Below are 25,946 nucleotides of genomic sequence, written 5' to 3'. Positions count from 1 at the left end.
GGTTGAAGGTACGTGGCACTGATAGGAAGGTTTACTATCAGATGCGGCGGGACTTGCCCACCCGTCGCGTCACAACTCGTTGCCCCCTGGGCTACGGCAGGGGTTGTTCCGCCCAGATCACCTTGCCCGCGGGCGTGTACCGGGTACCCCAGCGCTCGGAGAGCTGCGCCACCAGGAACAGTCCCCGGCCGCCCTCGTCCGTCATGGCCGCGTAGCGCAGATGGGGTGAGGTGTTGCTGCTGTCGTAGACCTCGCAGATCAGGGTGCGGTCGTGGAGCACGCGGACCCGGATGGGGTCGCCGCCGTAGCGGATCGCGTTGGTGACCAGTTCGCTGAGGATCAGCTCCGTGGTGAACGTCAGCTCGTCCAGGTCCCAGTGCGCGAGCTGACGGCTCACCGACGCCCGCACCTTGGCCACGGCCGCCGGATCGGAGGGGATCTGCCACTCCGCGATCCGGTCGGCGGGCAGCGCCCGGGTGCGGGCGACGAGCAGGGCGATGTCGTCGCCCGGACGGTCCGGCAGACGGGCGTCCAGCACCGTCCGGCAGGTCTCCTCCGGCGAGCTGCCCGCCCGCGCGAGCGCCGCGCGCAGCAGTTCAAGACCCTCGTCGATGTCCCGCTCGCGGTCCTCGACCAGCCCGTCGGTGTACAGCACGAGCCTGCTGCCCTCGGGCAGTTGGAGCTCGGCCGTCTCGAACGGCAGCCCGCCGAGCCCGAGCGGGGGACCGGCGGGCACGTCGGGGAACTCGACGCTGCCGTCCGGCCGGATCAGCGCGGGCGGCGGATGACCGGCCCGCGCGATCGTGCAGCGCCGGGACACCGGGTCGTACACCGCGTACAGACAGGTCGCCCCGGTCACCGGCGCCGTACTGCCCTCCGCCGCCTCGTCCTGGTCGATCCGGGCGACCAACTCGTCCAGCAGCGCGAGGAGTTCCTCCGGCGGCAGGTCCAGCGCGGAGAAGTTGTGCACCGCGGTCCGCAGCCGCCCCATGGTGGCCGCCGCGTGCAGCCCGTGCCCGACCACGTCCCCCACGACGAGGGCGACGCGGGCCCCGGACAACGGCAGTACGTCGAACCAGTCGCCGCCCACCCCGGCCTGCGCGGGCAGATACCGGTAGGCGATCTCCAGGGCGTTCTGCTCGGGCAGGGTGCGCGGCAGCAGACTGCGCTGGAGGGTCACCGCCATGTTGTGCTCGCGGGTGTAGCGGCGGGCGTTGTCGATGGAGACCGCCGCCCGCGCGACCAGCTCCTCCGCCAGCTCCAGCTCCTCGGCGTCGAACGGCTCCGGCTTCTGCGCCCGCCAGAAGCTCACCACGCCCAGGACCAGCACCCCGGCCCGCAGCGGCACCGCGATCAGAGAGTGGATGCCGTACTCCACGACCTGCGCGGACCGCTCCAGGTCCTGCGCCTGCCAGCCGGGCGCCTCGGCCAGCCGTGGCTCCAGCACCGCCTGCCCCTCGTCGAGCGCGCGGGCCTGCGGCGAGGTCTCGACGAACGCGATCTGCTGGCCCACCGGGTACAGCGGCGCGTCCTTGCCGATCCCGCTGGCGGCGGTACGGCGCAGCGGGGTCACCGTCTCGGCCTGGCCGCCGCTGAGCACGGAGTCGTACAGGTCCACGGTGACGAAGTCCGCGAACCTCGGCACGGCCAGCTCCGCCAGCTCCTCGGCGGTGCGGGTCACGTCCAGGCTGGTGCCGATGCCCACGCCGGCGTCGTAGAGCATGCTGAGCCGCTCGCGTGCGGTCTCCGCCCGGCCGGACAGGGCCCGCAGCTCGGTGGAGTCGCGCAGCGTCGCCACGCTCCCGGACGGGCCGCCGCGCAGCTGTGTCGGCCGCTGGTTCACCGCCAGCAGCCGCTCCTTGACCAGGTGCACCTCGTCGGTGGCGACCCGCCCCGAGCCCAGCAGCTCGGCGGTGTCGGCGGCCAGTCCGAGGTCGGCGACCTGGCGGCCCTCGGCGTCGGCCGGCAGGTCGAGCAGCCGGTGCGCCTCGTCGTTGGCGAGCAGCAGCCGGCGCTCGTCACCGACGATGATCACGCCCTCGCGGACGGCGTGCAGCACCGCGTCGTGGTGCTCGTACATCCGGGTCATCTCGTGCGGGCCGAGGCCATGGGTCTGCCGCAGCAGCCGTCTGCTCACCAGCGCGGTGCCGCCCGTCGACAGGGCGAGGGCCGCCGCGGCCGCGCTCAGCAGCAGCGGCAGCTGCTGGTCGGCGGTGCCGCCGACGGTCGCCGTGGTGATCCCGGCCGACACCAGGCCGACGACCTTGCCGTCGGAGTCCTTGATGGGGACGACGGCCTGCACCAGGGGCCCGATCGTGCCGATGATCTCCTCGGTCACGACCTTGCCCTCGAGCGCGGGTTCGATGGTGCCGACGAACTGCTTGCCGATGCGGTCCGGCTTGGGGTGGCTGTAGCGGATGCCGTCGGTGTTCATGACGACGATGAAGTCGACCTTGGTGTCCTTGCGGGCGGCCTCCGCATGCGGCTGGAAGATCGACGACGGGTTCGGGTCGTCGAGGGCCTCGACGGTGCCGGGCGCGTTGGCGAAGGCCTGGGCGACGGCGACCGAGCGGTTGCGGGCCTCGCGGGTGCTGTCGTGCCGCACCTGGAGCACCAGCGCCACTACCGCGGCCACGACCAGCAGCAGCACGATGACGACCTGGAACAGGAAGACCTGGCCCGCCACGCTGATCCGGCTCAGCGGTGACCGAGGCCGCCGGCCGTGCTTCGGTGGGCGTTCGGTGTCCGGCACGCTGCCCGCGCGCAGTCCGCGGGCGCGGTCGGGCGCACGGTGAGGGCGCGGACCGCTGCGGCGACGGAGCGACCGGGCCCCACGACCCGAGAGTCGGACCATGAGCCATGTCTACACTGCCGGACCTCAGTAGGCGAGAGGCGTCACATACTGTGACAGGGGGTTTTCGCCTTACCGTCAGATGTCGCGCCGCGGGACGGAGCGCCGGGTGGCGAGCAGCAGGGCGATGTCGTCGGGCCGGTCGGCGGTGTGCCGGGCGGTCGCGGTGAGCCGGTCCGCGATCTTGGCCAGCGACTGCCCGTCGGGGCGGCCGAGCGGGGCACCGGACCTGGCCAGCGCCACCCGCAGGCCGCCGATGCCGTCGTCGATGTCCCAGCCGGGCCGCTCCACCAGCCCGTCGGTGTAGAGAGCCAGCACCGCGCCCGGGTCGATGACCAGCTCCGTCACCGGGTAGTGCGCCTGCGGATCCACGCCGAGCACCACCCCGCCGGGCAGGTCGACGCGGTGCGTACGGCCGTCCGGGCGGCGCAGCAGCGGCGGCAGGTGTCCGGCCCGCGCGGCCCTCGCCACTCCGGTGACGGGGTCGAGGCGGATGTAGCAGCAGCTCGCGAACAGCCCGGAGTCGATGTCGATGAGCAGCCGGTTGGTGCCGCTCAGCACCTCGTCCGGCGGCCGGTCCCCGAGCGCGAACGCCCTGACGGCGGTGCGCAGCTGCCCCATGGTGGCCGCCGCCTGCACACCGTGCCCCTGGACGTCGCCGATGACCAGCGCGAGGCCGTCCCCGGCGGCGACGACGTCGTACCAGTCCCCGCCGATCTCCATGCCCTGGGTCGCGGGCAGATACCGCCCGGCGGTCTCCATCAGCGGGTGCGCGGACAGCCGCCGGGGGAGCAGGGCCTGCTGGAGGCCGCGGGCGAGGGTCGCCTCGCTCTCGTAGCGCTGCGCCTTCTCCATGGCGTGCGCGATCAGCCCGGCGAGCGCGGTCAGCGCGGCCTTCTCCTCGGTGCTGAAGCTGCGGGGCCGGTCGAAGCCGAGGATGCAGGAGCCGACCGGGCGCCCGGAGGCGATCAGCGGGAGGAAGGCGCGGGCGCCCTCGGTGGCGTCCAGGGCGATGCCGGGGTAGGCGTCCCTGAGCTGCTGCATCGAGTCGAAGAACAGCGGACGGCCACTGGTCAGCGTCTCCACGCCGGGCAGCCGCCGGTCGAGACTCACGCCGTCGAACGGCGCGAGGAACCCGGGCGGGAAGCCGCTCTCCCAGGCCAGGAACAGATGACGTTCCTGAAGCAGGTAGATCGCCAGCCGGCGACCGCCGAACGCGGGCAGCAGCTCCCGCATGACCACCGCGGACACCTGGCGTGCGGTGACCGCCTCGGTCAGCGCGATGGCCAGCACGATGGGCCGGTACAGCGGCGCCATGGACGCCTCGGGGCCCGTCTCGGCGGTGTCGGTGACCTCGGCCGGGGCGTCGGCGGGCGCCTCGGTGACCCGGTGCGCCGGACGGACCGTGCAGGTCAGCAGGTCCGGGCCGGGGTGCAGGGACAGGGCGAGCCAGTCCCCGGCGAGATCGGCGGCGGGCCGTCCGACGTGGAAGTGCACCGGCTCGGGCGACAGCAGCACCCCTCGCAGATGGTCCTCGCAGGCGGGCTGGGTGAGCCACGGCACGGCCTCCCACAGGGGCTTGCCGAGCAACTGCGGCCGGGACCGGTCCAGCAGCTCGGCGGCACGGGGGTTGGCGTAGACGATGGTCCCGAGCCGGTCCAGCGCGAAGACCCCCTCGGGGAGCAGATCGGCCGCGGTGTCGGCGGCCGAGCCGGGGCCCGGGTCCAGGACGATGCCGTGCACCTCCTGGCCGCCGGGCGTACCCGGCGCGCTGTCGTATGACGCCCAGAACTCCACGAGCCGCAGCGCGCCGTCCGCGCCGCGCACATACAGCGGCAGCGGTGGCGGCCGTCCGGCGGCGGTGTCCCGCAGCGCCGCCAGCAGCGGTTCGGTGTCATCGGGGGCCACGGCGTCGGCGAACGCGCCCTCGCTCCCGGCGCACTCCTCGGCCGTCGTCCCCAGCACCGAGCGCAGCCGGTCGTCCAGAGCCACCGCATGGGTGGCGGGGTCCCAGGTGAAGCTTCCGGCGCGGCCGGACCGGCGCACCGCGGGCGGCCGTACGCACAGCGGTTCGCCGTCCCACAACACGGGGCCGTCCCCCACGTCGTGCAGTTGCCGAGCCAGCTCACCGGCGAGGCGGGCCAGCCGCTCCCGCTCGGGCAGCAGCTCGGTGGCGTCCGCGGCGGACGGGCGCAGCACGGTGAGGACGCCGTAAGCCGTCGAACCGGCCGCGACGGGCACGTTCAGGGAGCCGAACTGGAAGGGCAGACCGGCCGCGAACTGGGGGTAGCGGCGCATGGTCTCGGCGGCGTTGGCCAGGACCACCTCCACGCCGAGCCGGTGCGCGTCGGCGACCGGGAAGGGCCGGTCCACATGCAGCCGCCACCAGGGCTTGAAGAGTCGGCCGGGAAGTCCGACCAGAGCGGACAGGCGCAGCAGTCCGGGCGTGCTGGAGCGCAAATACACCCCCGCCGCGTGGCCGTCGGCCGCCCTGATCGCCTCCAGCGAGGTGTCGATCAGCAACGCCGTCGGCCGCCCGGGTGTCAGCTGCGCATGTTCGGCGCTCCCAGTCATCGGCCCTTACCTCGTCCGTGCGCCGTCCCACGGGGCGACACAGCAAGAATGCGCCAAAAGGCGTGTCTGTCGCACCCGGGAAGCGTAAAGGCCGCCACGAAGGGGTGGGGTGCCTTCAGCGGAGAACGGCTTCGAGGAACTGGAAATGCGCGGGTGCGAGCGGATCACTGACGACGGTCAGCCAGGACCGCGTACAGGCCCGCCGACACGGCCATGCCCACGGGCAGCGCCAGATCCAGGCCGCCGAGGGCCGCGGCGACCGGGCCGGCGTACAGGGTGTTCACGCACAGGGCCGCTGCCGTGACGCCCGCCCCGAGCGCCAGCGCGCCGGGGAGATGGACGCCGCCGGTGTACCAGAACCGGCTGTGGCGGCTCTCGTCCATCAGCGCGGGGCCGTCGTAACGGTTGCGGCGCAGGGCGATGTCGGTGGCGTAGACGGCCACGGCGGGGCCGAGGAGGACCACGGTGAGCTGGAGGACGTTGCTGACGGTGTCGAGGAAGTCGGAGACGAGCAGCCCGTACAGGGTGAGGCCGGCCGCCGCGGTGCCGTCGGCGATGACGCTGAGGGAGCGGCGGACCCGGATGCCGACGGCCTGGAGGGCGAGGCCCGCGCTGTAGGCGGTCAGGGCGTTGATGGCGATGGTGCCGAGCACCAGGGCGAGCAGGAAGACCGGGTCGAACCAGCCCGGCAGGATGCGCTGGAGCCCGGACTGAGGGTCCGTCATGTCGACCGCGGTCGCGGCGAATGCGCCCAGCGAGCAGACCACGACACTGGGCAGGAAGCCGCCGAGCGCGGTCCAGCCGATGATCGCCTTCGCGGAGGTCGTCCGGGGCAGATAGCGCGAGAAGTCGGCGCTGGTGGTGTACGACAGCGGCCCCGAGCCGATCAGGGTGACCCCGGCGAGGAGCACGGCCCACAGGTCGAGGCCGGTGAGGGGCGCTGCCGGGGTGTAGGAGTAGTCGGCCTGGCGCAGGACGGCGACCGCGACGACGGCGAACACCGCGGTCAGCACGAGCGTGATCGGCAGATACAACCTCATGATCAGGGCGTGCCCGTAGACCCCGATGGCGAGCGTGAGGGCGGCGATCACCAGCACCACGGCCACCTGCACGGGTGTGCTCGCGGTGAGCCCGGCCCGCTCGACCAGGGCGAAGGCGGCGGTGGAGGCGGCGGCCAGGTTCAGGGCGAAGTAGCAGACGGAGATCAGCCAGCCGACGACCGCGTTGTTCACGCGGTTGCCGCGGACGCCGAACATCGCGCGCGTGATCACCTCGCTCGGCGCGCCCGCGACCGGCCCCGGGATGGCCAGCACCCCCGTGAGCACCCAGAACAGGTTGCCGACCACGATCACCGCCAGCGCCTGCCACAGGGTCAGCCCCATGAGGATCAGCGCGCCCCCGATGACGAGGCTCAGATAGTTGACGTTCGCCGCCGCCCACACCGAGAACAACTGCCGCGGACGGCCCCGGCGTTCGGTGTCGGGGATGTGGTCGATGCCATGGGTCTCGATCCGGCCCGCCTGGTCCGACGGCGGCCGTGCCTCCTGCCGCGTGGCGGCGGAGCTCTGCTGCGGCTCGGGAATCGTGGACGCCATGTGGCCCCTCCGGATGCTGGAAACCCACCTGCTTGCTTATTGGTCGCACACTCAATAGCATCGATTCCATGCCGTCAAGCGTTCCGAACAAGCGAATCCGTAAGTCTCCCGGCGAAAGACGTGCGGAAATCGTTGCCGCCGCCGCTTTCGTCGGCCTGACCGAGGGCCTGGAGTGCATCACCCTGCGGCGCATCGCCGACGAGCTGGCGGTGCGCCCGGGACTGATCAGCCACTACTTCCCCGCGGTGGACGACCTGGTCGCCGAGGCCTACGGCACCGCGGCCGGTTCCGAGCTCGACGACCTGCTTCCGGCAGACGCCGCCGACACGACACCCACCCTCCGGCTGGCGCGCTTCTTCGCCCTGGCGGGCGGCGGTTCGTACGACGACATCAGCCGCCTCTGGCTCAACGCCCGCCACCTCAGCCGCTACCGGCCCACCCTGCGCGACCGGGTCGCCGTCCAGGAGGCCGCCTGGCGTGACCGGCTCGAAGGGGTCATCCGCGAGGGCGTCGAACGGGGCGAGTTCCGCACGGACGACCCGATGCTGACGGCCATCCGGATCCTGGTCGTCCTCGACGGCCTCGGCATGCTCGTCAACAGCGCGGACACCGGGGAGGACCCGCCGGAGATCAGGCTGATGCCCGCGATGACGGCGGAACGCGAACTGGGACTGCCGCCCGGCGCCCTGACCTTCCTCGATTGATCTGCCACTAAGGAGAGTTCCGCGTGCGTACCTCCCTCGTCCTGCTGTCCGCGCGGCTGTTGGACCCGGTCACCGGTCAGTACCTGCCGCAGACCGCGCTGGCCGCGGCAGGCGGCCGTATCACCGCCCTCGGGGCCGCGACGGAGATCCGCGCGCTCGCGGACGCGTCGACGACGGTGATCGACCTCAAGGGCGCAGTCGTGACCCCCGGCCTGGTCGACGGCCACATCCACCCCGTCTCCGGTGCCGAACTCACCCACGGCCTGGACCTGTCGGGCTGCGTGGACGTGCCGCAGGTCCGGGAGGCCCTCGCCGGTGCGGTACTGGACCTTGACCCCGGCGCCTGGCTCCACGCCTGGGGACTGGACCCCAACGTCTTCGCCGGTCGCCCCGTCGAGACCGCACCCTTCGACGCCGTACTCGACGGTGTGCCAGCCCTGCTGCTCCTCTTCGACGCGCACTCGCTGCTCGCCAGCAGGCGCGCCCTGGAGCTGGCCGGGGTGGACGGGCCGCGCGCCTTCGAGCAGGCCACCGCCGAGGTGGTGTGCGACGCCGACGGCCGGCCCACCGGACTGCTCCTGGAGGACGCCGCCTGCGAGTTGGTCGAACGGGCCGCTCCGCAGCCCACCCGGCAGGAGCGCCGCGACCGGCTCGCCGCCGCGCTGCGCGCCATGTCCGCCACGGGCCTGACCGGCGGCCACGCCATGGACGCGAACGGCGACAGCCTCGCCTTCTACGGCGAACTCGACGCGGCCGGGGAACTGCCGCTGCGGTTGCGTGTGGCGCCGTGGTGTCAGCCCGGCACGGACGCCGACGGCGTGCGCGCGCTCGTCGATGGGCAGGGCGCGGGCGGGCGGCTCTGGCGGACCGCCGGGGTGAAGATCTTCATGGACGGCACGATCGACAACGGCACGGCCTGGCTCGAACAGCCGGACTGCCATGGGGAGTCCCGGCATGCGTTCTGGCCGGATCCGGAGGAGTACACGCGGGTGGTCGCGGCTCTGCACTGGGCGGGTGTTCCGGTGGCCACGCATGCCATTGGGGACGCGGCTGTGCGGCATGTGTTGGATGCGGTGGAGAAGGCGCGGGCCGAGGGCGGGCCCGCTGGGGTGCGACACCGGGTCGAGCACATTGAGACGGTGCCTGATGACACGTTGCGTCGGTTTGCTGAGTTGGGTGTGGTGGCTTCCATGCAGCCCACGCATTGCTGCGACTTCACTCGGGCAGATCACACGGACAACTGGTCGCTTCGGCTGGGGGAGGAGCGGGCCTCTCGGGCTTGGCGTTGTCGGGATCTGTACGACTCCGGTGCCGTGGTTGTTCTTGGCTCGGACTGGCCGATTGCTCCCTATCCGCCGTTGGGTGTGATGGCTGGGGCGCGGCATCGGCGGCCGAGTCGGGATCTGACGGGGGCGCCGCATGGGCCGGAGCAGGCGCTCAGCGGGCTTGAGGCGCTTCAGGGGATGACGGTCAACGCGGCTTGGGCGGCGGGGGAGGAGCACGAGGCTGGGCGGATCCGGGTTGGGTACCGGGCCGATCTGACTGCTTTTGCGGGGGATCCGATTGCTTACGCGGCTGTCGATCTGCCGGAGTTGCCGGTGCTGCTCACTGTTGTTGACGGGAGGCCGACGTATCGGGACGCGAGTCTGTGATGGCGGGCTCAGGGTTCGGAGGGGATCCGGCGGACGTTCGCGGCCTGCGGGCCCTTTGAGCTGTCGGTGATGCTGAGGCGGACTCTTTGGCCTTCTTCCAGTGTGCGGTAGCCGTGCATCTGGATCGCGGAGTAGTGGACGAAAACGTCGCGGCGGTTGTCGAGGGTGATGAAGCCGTAGCCCTTCTCCGCGTTGAACCACTTGACGGTGCCTTCTTGCTCGTCGGCGGTGGGCGGGGTGTAGGCGGGGTTTCGCACGAGGAGGACGGGGGCGTCGGCGGCGTAGTGCCGGTAGAGCGAGATGCTCCCAGGGCTTTGGTTGGCGATGTCGACCAGACTCAGGAACTCGGGCCCCCCGGGGATGCCCGAGGCGAGGGTGGTGGTGATCTCGCGGGTGAAGATATGTGGCACCTGCCCGGAGCGCGGTCGTGTGGTCAGCAGCGCCCAACTTCCAAGTGGTCTGACGCGAGGTGCGAACCATGACCAGATGCGGTCCGGGTCGTGGGTGCCGGCGTCGAGGAGGAGCACCTTGAACTGGGCCGGGCTTTCATCCAGAACCGAGCGAAGTTGCCGGATGGAGAGGGCGGTGTCGTGAGGGCGTTCGAGATCGGTGTTGGGGAAGGCCAGGAACGCGTCGTCGGGGGTTTCGATTACGTGGCCCGCGTACGACAGGAGGAACGTGTGCTCGGCCCGCCGGGCCGTCTCGTAGAGGGTCGATACGAGAGTGTCGGGGAAAGGTCGGTTCCAGATGGCGCGGACATTCGAGGAGTTGAAGATCCCGTCATCCTGCCTCCGCCCCAAGGCGGTCGCCAGCGCATTCGTTGCCTTCGCGGTGCCCCGCGACTCCGGGAACTGCCCGTAGTAGTCGGCTCCGATGACGACGGCATGTGAGCGGGTTGGGTCGATGAGGCCTGGGGGCGATGATTGCTGGGGTGTGCGTACGGCGGGGGGAGTGATCCGTGTGGCCATGATCGTGATTTGCTCGTGAGCGATCGACACTGCCCCGATCACCGTCCCGTACAGGTTGACGACGGCTGCGCCAGGAGTGGGCCGCGGTGCGGAGACAACTGGTGTCAGGTTGAAGCCATCCGCAGTGGTGTCGGTTACCAGGTAGCGACGTACGTTCAGGTCGGTGCCTCGCTCGCTGTCGAGGCCGACGACGAGGACTCGCTCGCCGACCTTCGGCGAGGGGGCGGTAGACATCGGCATCACACTCGGCAGCGCTGCACGGGGGTTCATGGACAGGTAGAACAGACCTGTGCGTGTGGTGGTGGGCAGGAGCCGTGCGGCTACGACCAAGCGGCTGCGATACGGCCGCACTCGCAAGACCTCGTCCTGGCTCGCGCGTGAGTCCGGCACGAACGCCGTCACCGCCAGCCCGTCGTCCAACAGGCGGATTCCCGTGCCCAGCAGGGTTCCACTCTCGTTCGAGACACTGACCAGGCGTTGCTCGGCGTCCTTGGTGAGCCCTAGGACGAAGTCAGTTGAACCCGGGGACATGTTGTCGAACGCGAAGCAGGTCTCGAGGTACCGGGACACCTCGGCCAGACTTCTCTCCCGGGCGGCCGCGGCCAGTGCGGGAAGCGAGTCATGGTCGGCGAAGCGAGCCAGCACCGGCCAGAGTTGCTCCGGCGGGTGGATGGACGGGACCTCCGTTCGGTCGACCTCTTCCACGAAGTCGCTGAGCCGGTACCAGGCCTCTCTGCGGGAGGTCCGGAGCATGATCAGGGGTTCTCCCACCACTGGCTGGCACGCATATGTGAGAGCCGCCGACATTGCCTCGTCCGACAGTTCGTCCCGTCCGTACTCGGGGAGGTAGACCTCCGTCGCAGCCATCAGCAACTCACGCGTCAGGTCCGGGGCATGGCCCAGACGCCTGATGTCCAGCGCTGCACGGAGCAGGGCTCTGGCGACCGGCGGTGCCTCGTGAATCCGACGCATTGCCTTCGAGTCCGCGATCCACGGGGGAACGTGCACAACGTTGATGTCGCGCTCCGAGGGGGGCAATTCCAGGCCCTCGTCGGTGAGTTCACCGAACACGACGATCGTTCCCGACGCCCCACGAGTCAGAGCGTGAGCAGAGGCGAGGGTGGGGAAGACGTCGAGCAGCACAACGGAGCGCGAGGGCAAGAGGGCTACCCAGTCGTTCAGTTCCTCCACGTCTCGCGGCGCCCACCACGTCCAGTCGTCCGGCAATGCGGCAACCGCCCGCAGAATCGCGGTCGTCTTCCCCGCCCCAGGCACGCCGACCAGCACTGTGAACGAACTGTGCCCCTCCATCGCCCGCGAAATCACCTCGCGAAGCTGCTCATCCACGCCCCGCACGACATAGTCCGGCACCGATGGAACATCCCGCACAAGATCCGCGACCCGCTGCCACGGAGGCTCAGCCGCCTCCCCGGAACCGTCCGCCGCCCCCACTCGCGCCGCAAACGGCAAGGCCCCCTCAGCAACCCCCCGATTACCCCCGAAACCCCCTGACCTGCGCCCCGCGAGAAAGTCACCCCCACTACTGGCCCCCCGCTCACTGACCCCCGCCCCCATCTCCCGCCGCACAACCTCCTGCACCGAAGTGATGGCATCCCGCCGCTGCCCACCCAGCAGGGCCGCCCGCACCCCGGGCCGGAAGTCGAACGGGACGCTGTCCGGGTCGGTGGTGTCCTCCTGTGCCCATGACGTGAGGAGACCACCCAGCGCCACCTCCGCCAGATGCCCGTGCTCCGACTCCGGCAGCATGATCTGGCGGACGAGGTTCATGACCGGGAGGCTGAGGGGTACGGCGGACAGGTAACCGGCCAGGCGTTGGGCGACCGGTGATGCCCCGGCTCTGAAACGCCTGAGGACTTCGTCGACCTCCTCGAATTCCTGCGCACCGCGCACTCGCGAGGGAAGCGCCTCCGGAACCCGCGCCACCGACAGGCACTGCACCCGCATCCACTGCCCGTTCCCCGCCACCAGCTTCGCCAGGACCGACACCGACGCGGCCCCGGCCTCCACCACCGGAACCGCGATGCCTTCCTGCACTGGGTGCCGTCGGCGGCGGCTACGCGTGGCCGGGCCCTGCCGCCAGGACGTGTTCGGCGCGGCGGCTCCGACCGAACGGACCAGGACCGCGCGGGGGCGCACCGCGCCCCGGTCCCACAGGCGGCGCGGCAGGACATTCAGCAGCGCCACCGGACCGTGCGCGGACCACTGCCGCAGCATCTGTGCGACCTCGGCCCCGGCCCAGCCGCTCGCCACCGTGTCCGTCAACACCAGCACCAGCCGGTGGCCGGACGGGTCGGACACCTCCTGCACACTGCGGCGCTCACCGTCCGGCGTGCGGGAGACGGACAGCGGGTCACCGGCGTCCGGGTCCGTGCCGCGCAGATACCAGGTGCGGACGTCCCGGAAGATGCCCGTCTGTACGAACACCCGCCGCAGCTCAGCCACCAGGTCATGCCAGAGCAGCATCGAGTGGTGGGCGTCCACCACCAGCGCCAGGTCCAGCCAGCGGCCTCGGCGCGGGCGCAACACCGGGACGGGCAGGCGCTGTTCGACGGTTCGGCGGACGGTCAGTTCCTCGTCGAGATCCAGGTCGATGTCGCGGCAGTCGGTCTCCCGGCGGCCCGTGCTCCGGCCCAGCGGGCGCAACGCCCGCATCAGGGCCAGTGGATCCCGCAGTGACGCGGCGCGACGGACGCGGACCAGGTCGATGCCGTCGCGCGACGGGCCGGGCGTGTCCGTCACATCGGCGGCGTTGTAGAACTCCTCGGTCGGCCCCGGGGCCGACCCGCCCGGACCTGTCGCGGGGGGTTCGGGCAGCGGCGGGGCATCGGGATGTTCGTCCTCGGCGTCCGGCAGCAGGTCCTGTACGTCCGGGCCCCCGCTGGCACCGATGCGCGCCGCCAGCCAGAGGATGTCCGCCAGCTCCTCGGGTCCGGCCTTGTCGCCGGACTCATTCAGAGCGCGGAACAGATCCTCGATCACGCCAGCGGCCCCGTCAGCCGTTGCAGCACGGTGTTGAGGAAGTCCGCGCGTTCGCCCGGTCCGGACCACGCGCCGCTCAGCCGCAGTTGTACGGCGTTGAGTAGCTGGTCGGTGGCCAGGTCGCCCTCCGTCCGGCGCGCGATGAAGTCCTCGATGAGGTCCTGGTACCGGTCCTCACCCGTCGACTCGTCGAGCCCGAGCCGCTTGCGGACGATCCGTGTCAGCTTCTCCTCGCTGGGCGGCTCGACATGCAGCCGGATGCAGCGGCGCAGGAAGGGCGGCGGAAAGTCGCGCTCGCCGTTGCTGGTGAGGACGACGATCGGGAAGGCGCGGCACTGGACGCGCCCGCCGTCGATGCCGACGCGCGTCTCCGGGCCGTCCTGCGTGCCGACCCTGACTCGCGGCTGCCGTGCGGCGATCCGCGCCAGCTCCGGGATCTCGAAGGAGCCCTCCTCGAAGACGGTGAGCAGGTCGCCCGGCAGATCGATGTCGCTCTTGTCGATCTCGTCGACGAGCAGGACCCGGGGCCGCTCCTGCGGCAGCAGCGCGGTACCGAGCGGCCCGAGGCGCAGATACGGTGCGATGGTGCTGCCCGAGGAGCGTGGCCGGTGGCCCGGCTCACGGCGGCCCGGGGCGCCCCGGCCGGTTTCCAGGTGCCGCAGGTTCGCGTCGTGCAGCCGCCCGATCGCGTCGTACTGGTAGAGCCCGTCCCGCAGGGAACTCCGGCTCGTCACCGGCCAGTGCAGTACCGGGCCGAGTTCCAGGTCGGCGGCGATGCTGTGCGCGAGCGTCGACTTGCCGACCCCGGGCTTGCCGGTGACGAGCAGCGGACGACGCAGATACAGCGCCGTGTTGACCGCGTCCACCTCGGCGTCGTCGGGCACGTATCCGTCGCCGCGCTCGTACGTCTCCGTCCACGCGGGCCCGGAAGTGGTGGGCGGGCGGTACTCGGGATCGGGCTCGCCCTTGAACTCCCGCCAGGGCGGCCGGTGTTCGCCGAGTCGGGCGCGCTTCTCCTCGACCGTGCCCGTGCCCCGGTAGATCCACCAGTCCTTGGCGGCTTCCATCCGACTTCCTCTCGACGACGGCTGAATCGACGGCTGATTCGGTGGTTGGTTCATGAGGACAACGACCGCCTCGCGGGCACCCGCCCGGGGTTGTCCCAGAGGAGGGCGAGCGGGCGGCGCTTGACGCGCAGGCGCTTGAGCGCGTCCGGCAGCGCCGCCACGTCGAGCACGTCCGGCGGCTCCGCGCCCAGCGCCTTGCGCAGGGATTCGTCCGGGGCGGAGGAGCGGGGCCAGACGGCGATGGGTATGCCGCCGTCCAGTACGGCACCCAGCGCGTCCATGACCAACGGGCCGGTCACATCGGCCAGTACGCAGACCGGCGACGCGTCCAGCTGCAGTGCCTCGGCGAGGCCCTCGGCCACATCCGCGTCGCCGACATCGTGCGCGGCGTCCGGGTGCAGGCCGCCATGGGTCTCGTACCACTCCCATTTGGTCCGCCACGGGTCCTCGGCCAGGCCCTGGCGCTCCTCGGGGCAGCGCAGCACGACCTCGTACCAACAGCCCAGGGTTACGGTCTTGCCTTTGCGGCCGAGTGGCAGCTGCCAGGTCTCGAACGGCTCCTCCAGCAGCTCGTACGGGACGTGGAACTCGATGCGCTGCGGCATGGACGCCGAGTGGGCCAGCAGGTGGTTGCCGAGGACAGTGCGCACGGCTGCCAGCTCCATGGGCTCCTCGTAGTCGCCCACGTTCTCGAAATCGTCCTGGTACGACCACAGTTGGAGCCAGAAGTCGTTGTCGCCGTCGGGGGTGAGGCGGACGTGCAGCGCGGGCCGTTCGGCGGGTCGTGGGGGCGCGGGAGGGAGGGGGTCGGCGCCGAGACGATCGAGGGTGCGGTCGACCCAGGCCTGCGCGTCGGCCGCCCACTCGGGGCGCCGGGAGCGGGTCGCCAGGTGCTGGATGAACGGCAGCGCGAGCGGGACGGCGCGGCTCGTTCCCTGGCGGTGGTCGAGATCGCGCACGATCTCCGTCAGGTGCGGTGACGGCAGCCTGTGCTCGGCGGGCGGGACGCAGCCCGTCACCTCGAAGGCCCAGCGGTATGCCTCGTAGGTGTATGGAGGCTTCTGACAGCCAGCCAACACTTCCCCGAGTTCCTGCCAGGCGGTGTGGTCGAGGGAGGGCGCGCCGGTCGGTGCGGGGGAGTCCGTCCAATGGTCCCCGTAGAGGGGCGATCCGTCCCAGGACCTGGCGATCTCGAACTGCGGCTCCTGCCACGCCGCGCGCTTCGCCTTCATGACGGCGAAGTCTCCCTGTACGGCCTTGGCGATATCGACCAGATCCCGGACCGCCTCCGCCGCGGACCGCCCTTCCAGGTGCTTGAGCAGCGTGTCGGTGAACTGGCCTGCCTGAAGCTCCGCGCGGTTGCGGGCTGTCTCCCCCGGGCGTGCCGCATACAGGACGAACTGTCGGCGCTCGGGAGTCCGCACGCCGACCGGGTATTCGACCTTCACGAAGTCCAGCTTGGACTGGCCGGGTTCGATCCGGCAGGCGTCGCCGATGGCGACGAGACGACGGAAACGCCCCCGGCCCACTCTGTTGGACCGCCACCATTGCAGCGCCGAGGTGAAGTTGAGAGAGGTGACGTGTCCTGCCGTGGCGTCGGCGTACGGGAGGAGGAGTTGGTCGGTGCTGTTGAGGAAGCCGTGCCCGGCCCAGTAGATCCACAGCAGGTCGCCGTCGCGCTGGGGCAGGTCCTTGAAGAGTGCGTCCTCGACATACTTCTGCGTGGCCGGCTTCGCGTCCACGCCGGTCTGGTTCCGGGCCAGCGGCGACAGCAGCAGCCGTAAGTTGTCCTGCGGGACACCGGCAGTGCCGGTGAGCCAGTCGGCGCAGCGGATGGCGTCGCGGGCCGGGCCGGACAGGTCCATCCCGGTGTTGATCTCGTAGGACTCGATGCCGACGACGAGAGCGAAGGTGCGCTCCGGGGTGATCGGTGGCTCGGCGGCGAGGGGTGCGGCCGTCACCGCAGCGCCTCCGCGATGCGCTCGAAGACCGGCTCCAGCCGCCAGTACGCGCTGTGCGAGACGGGGAAGGGCATACGGCTGCGGACTTCGTGGTCGGTGACCCGGGCGTCGTCCGGGAATACCGGCTCGGCGAGGTAGGACAGCAGGTCCCTGCGGTCGTAGATGTTGAGCCACTCGGGGAAACCGGAAGGCAGCGCCGCCCCCGGTTCCAGGCCGGCCAGGGCGCCGAGTTCGTGCAGGAACGGGGCCTGGGAGCCCACCGTGACCAACAGGCTTACCGGCAACGGTGGTTGGCGCCGGGCGGCCAGGGCGAGGGTGTCCACCAGGGCGATGCCGCCGAGGCTGTGGCCGATGAGGACGGGCGGTTCCGGGCTGCGGGCGATCACCTTCTCCAGGTGGGCGCGCAGATGCTCGCCGCGGGCCTGGTAGCGCAGGATGTCGCCGACCTCCGACGCCTTGTCGGAGGTGACCTCGCCCCGTTTGCTGTCCAGCACGGACTGCGGAGTCAGCCGCTGCGCCAGCTTGGACAGCACCCCGATCGTGCTCATCAGGACCCCGCGTCCGGTGCCGCCCAGCCGGTCGCTCAGGACATCGACGAGCCGGTCCCGTTCGTCCCCGGTGCACAGGGTGGTGTCCTGGGCCTCCGAGAGCAGCACCGCGACAAGAGCCCGGCTGGTGAGAAGGACGAGTTCGGCGGCCGTCGCATCGTCCTCGGCTCTGTCCACCGCATGGTGGAACTCGTCGGAGTCCGCCACGGCGTCCAGGGCGTACCGATAGCCGTCGGCCAGGCCGGTCTCCCGCAGGAGTACGGCGAGTTGGTCGCCGGGATCGAGGTCGCGGGGCAGTTCGAGCAGCCGGTCGCGCACCACGTCACCGGCGGTCTGCAAGCCCGGCAGCCCGAAGCCGCCGTCGCCGCCCTCGCTCCCGAGTTCGGCCAGCACCCTCAGCTCGCACAGCGGATCGGTGAGGAGCAGCAGCCACTCCGCGGTCTCGGGATCGTCCTCCATGTTGGCCGCCGCGAGGGGCCGCAGGCCCGGCACGGACGCGCCCCCGGCGCCGAGTGTGGCGCCGAACTCGGTGCCCCAGTAACAGGGTTCGACCTCCGCATTCGGGAACTTCTCCAGCAATCCCGCCTCGACCTGCCGGAACAGTACGTCGAACCGCTCCCGACGGACACCGGTCCCGTGAACAAAGACGAACCTCATGCGTCCCCCGCCCCCAACGCGCTTGTGCGGTAGGAGAATAGTCCGTCGGTACAGCAGGTGGGAGGCGGTCCGCGGACGCCGTCAGACCTGGATCTGTGCGGCGGATCCGACCGGGAGCCAGCGGAAGCGCGTACGGATGTCGGCGGGGGCCTTCGCCAGTTCGGCCTCGACCGTGCGGCGGCCCTCGTGGAAGTGGGACCAGCCCTCGTAGTGGACGGGCAGGACCGTGTCTGGCCGCAGCACGCGACACAGGTCCACGGCTCTTGGCGTGGTGAGCGTGTAGCGGAGCGGGCCGGTCACCGGGAAGCGCACACCGCCCAGGTGCAGCACTGCCGTGCCCACGTCCAGGCGGCGGCCCACCTCGCGGACACCGTCGTACAGGACCGTGTCCCCGGAGATCCACAGTGCGCCGTGCCGCTGGCCCTCCCAGCGCAGCGCGAAGCCCGTGACGTCGCCGACGATCGGGCGGGAGAAGGGTGGGCCGTGGCGGGCGGGGGTGGCGGTGATCTCGATCGTGGGGCGGCCCGGGTGCTCCAGGCGCCGGGTCGTCCACGGGGCGAGGCCATGGGCGTTGCCGCCGAGGCGGCGGGCGCCCGTCGGGGTGGTGAGGACCAGGTCGGCGGTGGGCAGCAGGGACCGGCCGGCCGTGTCCAGGTTGTCGGCGTGGTGATCGTGAGTGAGGAGTACGGCGTCCAGCGGCGGGAGTTCGGCTGCGTCGACGGCCGGGCCCGCGGTCTTCCGGGACGACGTGCCCCAGCCGAAGGAGTAGCGGCGGCCGGGCGGGTCGAACGTCGGGTCCGTCAGCAGCCGCCAGCCGGCCGCCTCGATCAGCGTGGTCGGGCCCCCGATATGGGTGATACGGACCTCGGTCATGCGTGAACTCCCTTCCATGCCGGGGCGGCAGGCCCTGCCGCCCCGGCGTGACGGTCTAACGGGCCTTGGCCAGCGCCCAGTCGAGGGCGTGGTCGGCGACCTCCTCCCAGCCGGGGGCCGCCGGCAGCAGATGCGGCATGCCCGCGAACTCCCGGATCTCGGTGACCGTGTTCGACTTGTAGTGCCGGGCGTTGGACTGCTGCACCTTCGGCGGCATCAGATGGTCCTTCTCGCCGGAGATGAACAGCAAGGGGGCGCGCGCGTCGTTGTGGTAGTCGACGTAGGTGCTCTGGTGGCCGGGGCGCAGGGTGGCCAGGGCGCTGTCCCAGAAGATGGCGCCGGAGGCGGGGACCGCGTACCGCTCGTACAGCGCCCGGGACTCCGCCTCCGGGAAGGTGTTGGTGAAGGCGTAGTGCCACTGGTCGAAGGTCAGGCCGACCGCGCGGTGCCGGTTCGCGGGGCTCTTCAGCACCGGGAAGGCCGACTTGATCTGGGTCAGCGGGACCACGGCGACGCCCTCGGTGGGCGCGGAGTTGATCGCCACGCCCGCCGCGCCGTGACCGCGGTCGAGCAGCAGCTGCACGAACACGCCCCCGGCGGAGTGGCCGATGAGGACGGGCGGCTTGTCCAGACCGCCGATGAGGGTCTCAAGGCTCTCCACGATCTGCGTGACCGTGACGTTCTCGATCGGCGTGGTGTCGGCGTTGAGGGACTCCACCTCCGCCTCGAAGCCGGGGTAGGCGGGGGCGAGGACGCGGAAGCCGCGTTTCTCGTAGTGCGTGATCCAGTGCTCCCAGCTCCTCGGGGTCACCCAGAAGCCGTGGATGAGGACGATGGTGTCCGGGGTGCTCATGGCCTCTCCTCAAGGTCAACGGGTGGCGCGGTACGCGGCCTCGATGTGCCGGACGACCGTGTCCGGGCGGGACATCATCACGACGTGCGAGGCGCCCTCGGCCTCGACGACCTTGCTCTTGGCGCGCTCGGCCATGAAGCGCTGCGCCGCGGGCGGGATGACCCGGTCCTCGGTGGCGACGACGTACCAGGACGGCACGGTCCGCCACGCCGGTACACCACTCGGTCCGGCCAATCCGCCGATGCTGCCGGGGCGTTGGGCGGTCGCCATCACCCGGGTCTGCGAGCGCGGCAGGTCCTGGGCGAAGACGTCGTGGAACTTGGCGGGGTCGATATAGCCGTCCAGACCGGGCTGTTCCGCACCGGGGACGGGGTAGGGGCGGCCGATGAGGGCGGGCTCCAGCCGGCTGCCGGGGTACTTCTTGGCCAGGTCCAGGGCGCTCTCGCCCTCGTCGGGCGCGAAGGCGGCGACGTAGACGAGGGCCTTGACGTTCGCGTGGTCGCGTCCGGCGTTGGTGATGACCTCGCCGCCGTAGGAGTGGCCGACCAGGATCAGCGGGCCGGGGAGGGTGTCGATGACGCTGCGGACGTACGCCGAGTCTCCGGCCAGGTCGCGCAGCGGGTTGGCCGGGGCGATCACCGGGAATCCGGCCCTGAGCAGCCGCTCGGTGACGGCGCTCCAGCCGGAGGCGTCCGCGAAGACTCCGTGGACGAGGACGACCGTCGGTCTGGGGCCGGAGTGCGCCGAGGCCGGGGCGGCGGTGCCCAGGGTGAGGGCGCCGCCCGCGGCGAGCATCCCGCCGAGGACGCGACGGCGGGGGTGACGTTCGGAAACCATGCGAAGTCCCTTCCGGGGTTCAGGAGTTGAGGAAGTCGAGCAGGTCCGCGCCGAGTTGGTCCTTGTGGGTGTCGGTGATCCCGTGCGGGGCGCCCGGATAGACCTTCAGCGCCGCGTTCTTGATCCGGGCCGCCGACGCCTTGCCGCCCACCTCGAACGGCACGACCTGGTCGTCGTCGCCGTGGATGACCAGCGTGGGTACGTCGATGGCGTCCAGGTCGGCGCGGAAGTCGGTGGCGGAGAAGGCGGCGATGCACTCGTAGGCGCCGCGGTGACCGGCCTGGAGGCCCTGGCTCCAGAAGGCGTCCCGGATGCCCTGGGAAATCTCGGCGCCGGGCCGGTTGTTGCCGAAGAACGGCCCGTCGGCGAGGTCCCGGTACAGCTGGGAGCGGTCGGCGAGGGAACCGGCGCGGATCGCGTCGAAGTTCTCGACGGGGACGCCGCCGGGGTTGTCGTCGGTCCTGAGCATGAACGGCGGTACGGCGGAGACCAGGACGACCTGGGCGACGCGTGCGGTGCCGTGCCGGCCGACGTAGCGGGCCACCTCGCCGCCGCCGGTGGAGAACCCGACGAGGGTGACGTCCCGCAGGTCGAGGGTGTCGATGAGGGTGGCCAGGTCGTCGGCGTAGGTATTCATCTCGTTGCCGTGCCAGGGCTGGTCGGAACGGCCGTGGCCGCGCCGGTCGTGGGCGATCGCGCGGAAGCCGTGCGTGGCCAGGTGGAGCTGCTGTGCCTCCCAGCTGTCGGCGTTGAGCGGCCAGCCGTGACTGAGCACGACCGGCCGGCCCGTGCCCCAGTCCTTGTAGTGGATCCGGGTGCCGTCTGTGGCGGTGACGAAGGGCATGCGATCACTCCCGGCTCGAGGGGGATGTGCGGTACCGCGATCGTTGTCCGACCAGGGGGAGGCGCGAACCACGAGCGGCACGTAGTCCTGACCCGGGTCAGCCGCGCAGGGCGTGGGCGAGGTGCCGTCGGGAGGTCACGTCCAGCTTCCGGAACACCTTGCGCAGGTGGTAGTCGACGGTATTGGCGCTGATGAACAACTGGGCGGCGATCTCGGCGTTGGTGGCGCCGTCAGCGGCGAGCCGGGCGATGGTCAGCTCCTGCGCGGTCAGCGGGCTTCCCGCTCCGGTGCGGGCGGGGCCGACGCGCTCCCCGGCGGCGGCCAGTTCCTGGGCCGCGCGTGCCGCGTAGGCCATGGCCCGCATCCCGCGGAACAAGGTCAGCGCGGCCCGCAACTGCTCGCGGGCGTCCCTACGGCGTTTGCGGCGGCGCAGCCACTCGCCGTAGTGGAGGTGCGCGAGGCCGAGGTCGGAGTCGGTGCCCGTGCCGGACAGCAGCTCCACGGCCCGGCGGTACAGCGCCTCGGCGCCCTCCACCGGAGCGAGCAGGGCCTGGGAACGCGCCAGAACGCCCAATGCCCACGGGGTGCCCGCGGCGGTGGCGCGGCGCGCGAGGGCACGCAGAGCCTTCTCGGCCAGGGGCCGGTCACCGCCGCGGGCGCCGGTCTCCACCAGGGCGGGCAGCAGCCGGGAGTGCAGGCCGAGCGCGTCGTGCCGGATCAGTTCGTGCGCGAAGGGCCGGGCGCCGGCGTAGTCGCCCTTGCCCAGCGCCAGCACCACCGCGCCGCTCTGGGCGAGGGACTCCATCGCGCCGTTGCCGAGCGCGCCCGCTGTCCTGAGCGACCGGCGCAGCTCGTCCTCCGTCTCGTCGTCCTCGGCGTGCCAGGCCAGCAGCTCCGGGTTCCGGGAGATCTCCCACTGGGCGCCGCTCAGCCCCATCGCCGTACGGATGTGCTGACTCTCCGTCACCAGGTCGTCGGCGGCGGCGAGATGGCCGAGGGTGGTCTCGGCCATGGCGGCGCAGAACAGGATGGTGTCGAGATGCCACAGGGCCCCGGTGCGGCGCGCCACGGCGTCGGCCCGCCGCAGGAGCCGGGTGCGGGAGTCGTGGTCCCACACGAGGGTGGAGTACCAGACGCCCAACTGGAAGCCGCGAAGCACCACTTCGTCGGCAGTGTCCGGGGCGAGCAGCGCGCTGAGGGCCTCGCGCAACCGGGGCACGGCCTGTTCGTAGCCGTCGTGGGCGAGGGCGGCGAAGGCGTGCAGCAGAAGGTCGAGCGGGGTGGGCGGGCCGGAGGCCGGGAAGCGGGTCCGTACCGCCTCCGCGATCTCGGCGGTGGTAGCCGCCGGTGCCCGGTGCCGCGCGGTGAGCGTCCACTGGGCGGCCCGCAGCAGCGCCTCCCGGGTCAGCTCCGGCGCCCGCGCGCCGATGGCTGTCGCGGCGGCCAGGCACAGGGCCGCCGCCCGGGCGTGGGAGTCGGGTTCGCCCAGACTGTTGAGGACCCCGGCCCGCACCAGCAGGGCGCGGCCCTGGGCCACCTCGTCCAGCAGGCCGGTGTCGACGCCGTCCAGCAGCACCTTCGCCTGGAGTGGCGCGCCCGCGGTGAATGCCGCCTCCGCCGCCGCGAGCAGCCGCCCGGCGCGGGCGCCTTCGCACGGGGTCAGCTCGGCCGCCCGGGTGAGGAAGGTGGCCCGGGCCGCGTGGCCGCCGCGCGCCCCGGCCCGGTCGGCTGCCTGCTCCACCTGGTCGGCGACGGCGGCGTCCGGGCCGGGCGCCGCCGAGGCCCGATGCCAGGCACGCCGGTCGCTGTCGGCCAGATGATCGGTCACCTCGGCCAGCGCGTGGTGCACCCGCCGCCGCTCGACGCTGGTCGCGCCCGCGTACACCGCGGAACGCACCAGCGGGTGCCGGAACTCGGCACGCGCGCGCAGCACCACGAGGCGAACGGCCTCGGCGGGCCCCGAGGCGTCGTGGCCGATGCCGAGCCGCTCGGCCGCCGCGGCGATGTAGCCCAGGGCGCCTGCCGGTTCGGCCGCCGCGAGCAGCAGCCAGGAACGGGTGGGCGCGGGCAGCTCACGCACCTGCCGCAGGTAGTGCTCCTCCAGGCCGCTTCCCACCGGCAGCGGCTCGGGCAGGGCGAGCGCCCCGGAGAGCTGCCGGTCGGACAGTTCCCGCCCGAGGTCGGTCAGCGCCAAGGGGTTGCCGCCCGTGGCGGCCACGATCCGCAGCCCGACCCGGGTGTCCAGCGGCCCGACGGCCACCGACCGCAGCAACTCCAGGGCGTCCGGTGCCGCGAGGCCTTCGACCTCGGTGGCCGGTAGGCCCGCGGGCGCGTCGAACCCGGAGCGCAGCGCGAGTACCAGGCCGACGCTCTCGGCGTGCACCCGGCGGCCCACGAAGGCCAGCACGCCGAGCGAGTCCGGGTCCAGCCACTGGAGGTCGTCGACGCAGGCCAGCAGCGGGCGCCGCTTCGCCGCCTCCGCCAGCACGGTGAGCACCGCGAGGCCCACCAGGAAGCGGTCCGCCGGCGGCCCGTCGTCCAGTCCGCAGGCCACCCGCAGCGCCTGATGCTGGGTCGGGGGCAGGGCGCCGGGTTCCTTGAGGTCGTCCAGGAACGGCAGCAGCAGCCGCTGGAGCGCCGCGAAGGCGAAGCCGGACTCCGCCTCCACGCCCGCCACCCGCAGCACCAGCAGATCGGCCGCCTCGCCGGCCGCGTGGTCGAGCAGCGCCGTCTTGCCGATCCCGGCGTCGCCCCTGAGCAGCAGTACGCCGCTCAGCCCCTGACGCAGATCGGCGAGCAGCCGATCGAGTTGTCCGCGCTCTGCGGATCGGCCTGCCAGACGCACGCGCCACACCCCTCGCCGTGCAGAAGGCACGCAAGGGCCGTATCAGCACAGATCAACCCTCACCGTGACCAGCCATCATGAAGCGACTTCGCGAGGAGCATCGCACGGGCCGACCCCGCCGACTGTGCCCTGGGTGCCAGAGCCTTGCCCCTGGGTGCCAAGGGCAAGGCTCTGAATCATGTGTCCGCTACACACACGTTTGCCGAGAATGACGGTGGCGGCGGACACTGCGGCTCGGGGAACAGCGGCGCCCGGCCGCTACCGCAGCATGGGAGACACCGTGTTGGTTCTCGACACCGACGCCCTGCCCTCCACCGACCGCCTGGCCGCGCTGCACGCGGCGGTCGCCCAGGAGGGTGGCATCTCCTCGGTCGAGGAGGCGGAAGCGGCCGACAGCATGTGGAAGCGGCTCGAAGTGTGGACCTTCGGTCCCGTCACCCTGTTCGACACCCAGGGCACGGGCGTCCGCTTCCTGCGGTCCTTCCGCAAGACCCGCCGGGAACTGGCGAACAACGTGTCGATCATGATGCAGCACGAGGGCCACGGCACCGGCGCGTTCGGCTGCGACGGCTATCAACGGCACCTGCCCCCGGGAACCATAGGCCTGGTGCCGCACATGGTCGCCTCCCATGAGTACGGGTGGGAGGGCCGCGGCCGCTCCCTCGCCTTCAGCGTCGACATCGCCCATGTCGCCCTGCCCGTCGACATGGTGCGCGCCGCGGTCCCGCTGCTCCAGCACAGCCCCCTCGAGCCCCTGCTGGCGCAGCACATCCGCGGACTGCACCAGGTCGCGGACCGGATCAGCGCCGGGCCCGAGGCCGAAGCTCTCGCCGAGGCCACCGTCCAGCTCACCCGGGCACTGATCGTGTCCGTGGCGGGCGGCGGCAGCACCCGCCGGGCAGTGGCCCATGAGACGCTCCTGTCCCGTGTACTCGCCTACGTCCAGGCCCACTTGACCGAACCCGACCTCGCCCCGCAGCGCGTCGCCCGGGTGCACGGCATCTCCGTGCGCAGCCTGTACCGGCTGTGCGAGGACGGCGGACTCAGCCTCGAGCAGTGGATCATCCGCCGCCGCCTGGAAGGCGCCCGGGGCGAACTCGCTGCGACGGACCAGACTCCGCGCACCATCGAAGCCGTCGCCCGCGCCTGGGGCTTCGCCAACTCCGCCCACTTCACCCGCCGCTTCCGGCAGATGTACGACATCACCCCCAGCCAGTGGCGAACCCTGTCCCGGCGGGGGGTGACGTTCACGTACGGGGAAGAGCCGTGACCCCGGGTCAGGCGATGCGGTGGACCAGTTGGTTGGTGAGTTCGTAGCGCGCGCCGACTATGGCGAGGTCGCCGGACGCGACCTTGGCCGCGAGATCCGGTTCGGCGGCGAGGCGGCTGCTCACCAGGCGCACGTTGGCGTCGATCGTGGCGTCTATGCGCGCGTCGCCCTCCTTGGTGTGGTCGATGACCGGGCTGATCTGATCGGCTATGTACTGGATGTGCGCGGGGAGTCGCTCGCCGCTCTCCTCGGCCTCGACCGCGGCACGCACGGCACCGCACGACTGGTGCCCGAGCACCAGCACCAGCGGAATGTCGAGTTCGAGCACGCCGTACGCGACACTGCCGAGCACCGCCTCGTCCAGGACCTCACCGGCGCTGCGCACCGTCATCAGGTCCCCGAGGCCCTGGTCGAAGACGAGCTCCGGCGGGACCCGGGAGTCGATGCAGCCGAGCACCAGGGCGAACGGATGCTGGCCGGTGACCAGTTCCTGGCGGACGGTGCGCGTCTCGTCCGGGTGCTTCTCTCGGAAGGTGCGCCAGCGCGCGTTGCCCGCGGCCAGTTCGCGCAGCGCCTCGCCGGGGGTGGCAGGACGCGGTCGGGATTTCGGTGCGGCCGTGGCGGGGGAGGCCCCGACCGTGAGGCCGGCGCCGAGGGCGGCGGCTCCGGTGAGCGCGCCGCGCAGCAGGGAGCGGCGGGCAGGCTGGGACTCGGCGGATCGCGGGGCGCCCGCGACAGAATCAGAGTTCACAGGCAGAACGTACGTCCAGATATACGAACGCCCTGCTGCCCAACTCAATCCTGGACGGGACGTGGACCGCCCATGGTGAAGTGTTGAGCGATTCTT

The 25,946-nt window shown here is 71.7% G+C and carries 16 protein-coding genes; 3 read left to right on the top strand and 13 right to left on the bottom strand.

Translation table 11 applies throughout. The annotated features are described in order from the left end of the window. Positions 1-91 precede the first annotated feature (91 nt). The 3 genes from BN159_RS04165 to BN159_RS04155 form a co-directional block, all read right to left on the bottom strand. Positions 92-2,854, bottom strand: a complete 2,763-nt coding sequence (locus tag BN159_RS04165; RefSeq protein WP_078598747.1) for a SpoIIE family protein phosphatase — start codon at positions 2,852-2,854, stop codon at positions 92-94. A 75-nt stretch (positions 2,855-2,929) separates the two neighbouring features. Further along, positions 2,930-5,425, bottom strand: coding sequence for a SpoIIE family protein phosphatase (locus tag BN159_RS04160; protein WP_015655652.1), 2,496 nt, complete (start codon positions 5,423-5,425; stop codon positions 2,930-2,932). Positions 5,426-5,589: 164 nt separating this feature from the next. Beyond that, positions 5,590-7,020: a purine-cytosine permease family protein gene (locus BN159_RS04155; protein ID WP_015655651.1), complete on the bottom strand. Its 1,431-nt coding sequence runs from the start codon at positions 7,018-7,020 to the stop codon at positions 5,590-5,592. A gap of 68 nt (positions 7,021-7,088) precedes the next feature. Between BN159_RS04155 and BN159_RS04150 the strand changes: the two genes are divergently transcribed. Continuing rightward, positions 7,089-7,724 carry a TetR/AcrR family transcriptional regulator gene (locus tag BN159_RS04150; protein ID WP_015655650.1) on the top strand — a complete coding sequence of 212 codons (636 nt, stop codon included), beginning with the start codon at positions 7,089-7,091 and terminating at the stop codon, positions 7,722-7,724. A 23-nt stretch (positions 7,725-7,747) separates the two neighbouring features. Then, positions 7,748-9,376: an amidohydrolase gene (locus tag BN159_RS04145; protein ID WP_015655649.1), complete on the top strand. Its 1,629-nt coding sequence runs from the start codon at positions 7,748-7,750 to the stop codon at positions 9,374-9,376. An 8-nt stretch (positions 9,377-9,384) separates the two neighbouring features. Here the strand turns inward: BN159_RS04145 and BN159_RS47410 are convergent, their stop codons facing one another. From BN159_RS47410 to BN159_RS04100, 9 genes are all read right to left on the bottom strand, one after another. Next, positions 9,385-13,344, bottom strand: a complete 3,960-nt coding sequence (locus BN159_RS47410; protein WP_015655648.1) for an SAV_2336 N-terminal domain-related protein — start codon at positions 13,342-13,344, stop codon at positions 9,385-9,387. Further along, positions 13,341-14,411 carry an AAA family ATPase gene (locus tag BN159_RS04135; protein ID WP_015655647.1) on the bottom strand — a complete coding sequence of 357 codons (1,071 nt, stop codon included), beginning with the start codon at positions 14,409-14,411 and terminating at the stop codon, positions 13,341-13,343. The genes BN159_RS47410 and BN159_RS04135 overlap by 4 nt, the downstream gene beginning before the upstream one ends. 50 nt (positions 14,412-14,461) lie before the next feature. Continuing rightward, the gene (locus tag BN159_RS42700; RefSeq protein WP_015655646.1) at positions 14,462-16,372 is read right to left on the bottom strand and encodes a VMAP-C domain-containing protein; all 1,911 of its coding nucleotides are present in this window, start codon (positions 16,370-16,372) and stop codon (positions 14,462-14,464) included. Then, positions 16,369-17,577 (bottom strand): alpha/beta fold hydrolase, encoded by a 1,209-nt coding sequence (locus BN159_RS04125; protein ID WP_015655645.1) that lies wholly within the window; start codon positions 17,575-17,577, stop codon positions 16,369-16,371. Before BN159_RS04125 ends, BN159_RS42700 begins: the two co-directional genes overlap by 4 nt. An 81-nt stretch (positions 17,578-17,658) precedes the next feature. Next, positions 17,659-18,450 (bottom strand): MBL fold metallo-hydrolase, encoded by a 792-nt coding sequence (locus tag BN159_RS04120; RefSeq protein ID WP_015655644.1) that lies wholly within the window; start codon positions 18,448-18,450, stop codon positions 17,659-17,661. A gap of 55 nt (positions 18,451-18,505) precedes the next feature. Continuing rightward, complete coding sequence (locus BN159_RS04115; protein ID WP_015655643.1) at positions 18,506-19,303, bottom strand: alpha/beta hydrolase; 798 nt, start codon at positions 19,301-19,303, stop codon at positions 18,506-18,508. 15 nt (positions 19,304-19,318) lie between these two features. After that, positions 19,319-20,140 carry an alpha/beta fold hydrolase gene (locus BN159_RS04110; RefSeq protein WP_015655642.1) on the bottom strand — a complete coding sequence of 274 codons (822 nt, stop codon included), beginning with the start codon at positions 20,138-20,140 and terminating at the stop codon, positions 19,319-19,321. 19 nt (positions 20,141-20,159) lie between these two features. Further along, a complete protein-coding gene (locus BN159_RS04105; protein WP_015655641.1) occupies positions 20,160-20,984 on the bottom strand; it encodes an alpha/beta fold hydrolase in 825 nt (274 codons plus the stop codon). Between the two features lie 97 nt (positions 20,985-21,081). Continuing rightward, positions 21,082-23,829 (bottom strand): LuxR C-terminal-related transcriptional regulator, encoded by a 2,748-nt coding sequence (locus BN159_RS04100; protein ID WP_015655640.1) that lies wholly within the window; start codon positions 23,827-23,829, stop codon positions 21,082-21,084. A 280-nt stretch (positions 23,830-24,109) separates the two neighbouring features. On the opposite strand from BN159_RS04100, the gene BN159_RS04095 reads away from it, so the two are divergent. Beyond that, positions 24,110-25,099 carry a helix-turn-helix domain-containing protein gene (locus BN159_RS04095; RefSeq protein WP_015655639.1) on the top strand — a complete coding sequence of 330 codons (990 nt, stop codon included), beginning with the start codon at positions 24,110-24,112 and terminating at the stop codon, positions 25,097-25,099. 7 nt (positions 25,100-25,106) lie between these two features. On the opposite strand, the gene BN159_RS04090 is transcribed toward BN159_RS04095, so the two are convergent. After that, positions 25,107-25,850: a carbonic anhydrase gene (locus BN159_RS04090; RefSeq protein WP_015655638.1), complete on the bottom strand. Its 744-nt coding sequence runs from the start codon at positions 25,848-25,850 to the stop codon at positions 25,107-25,109. Between the last annotated feature and the right edge of the window lie 96 nt (positions 25,851-25,946).

The sequence above is a fragment of the Streptomyces davaonensis JCM 4913 genome (assembly GCF_000349325.1).
GTDB classification, from domain to species: Bacteria; Actinomycetota; Actinomycetes; order Streptomycetales; family Streptomycetaceae; genus Streptomyces; species Streptomyces davaonensis.
This window is presented reverse-complemented; position numbering and strand designations above follow the sequence as displayed.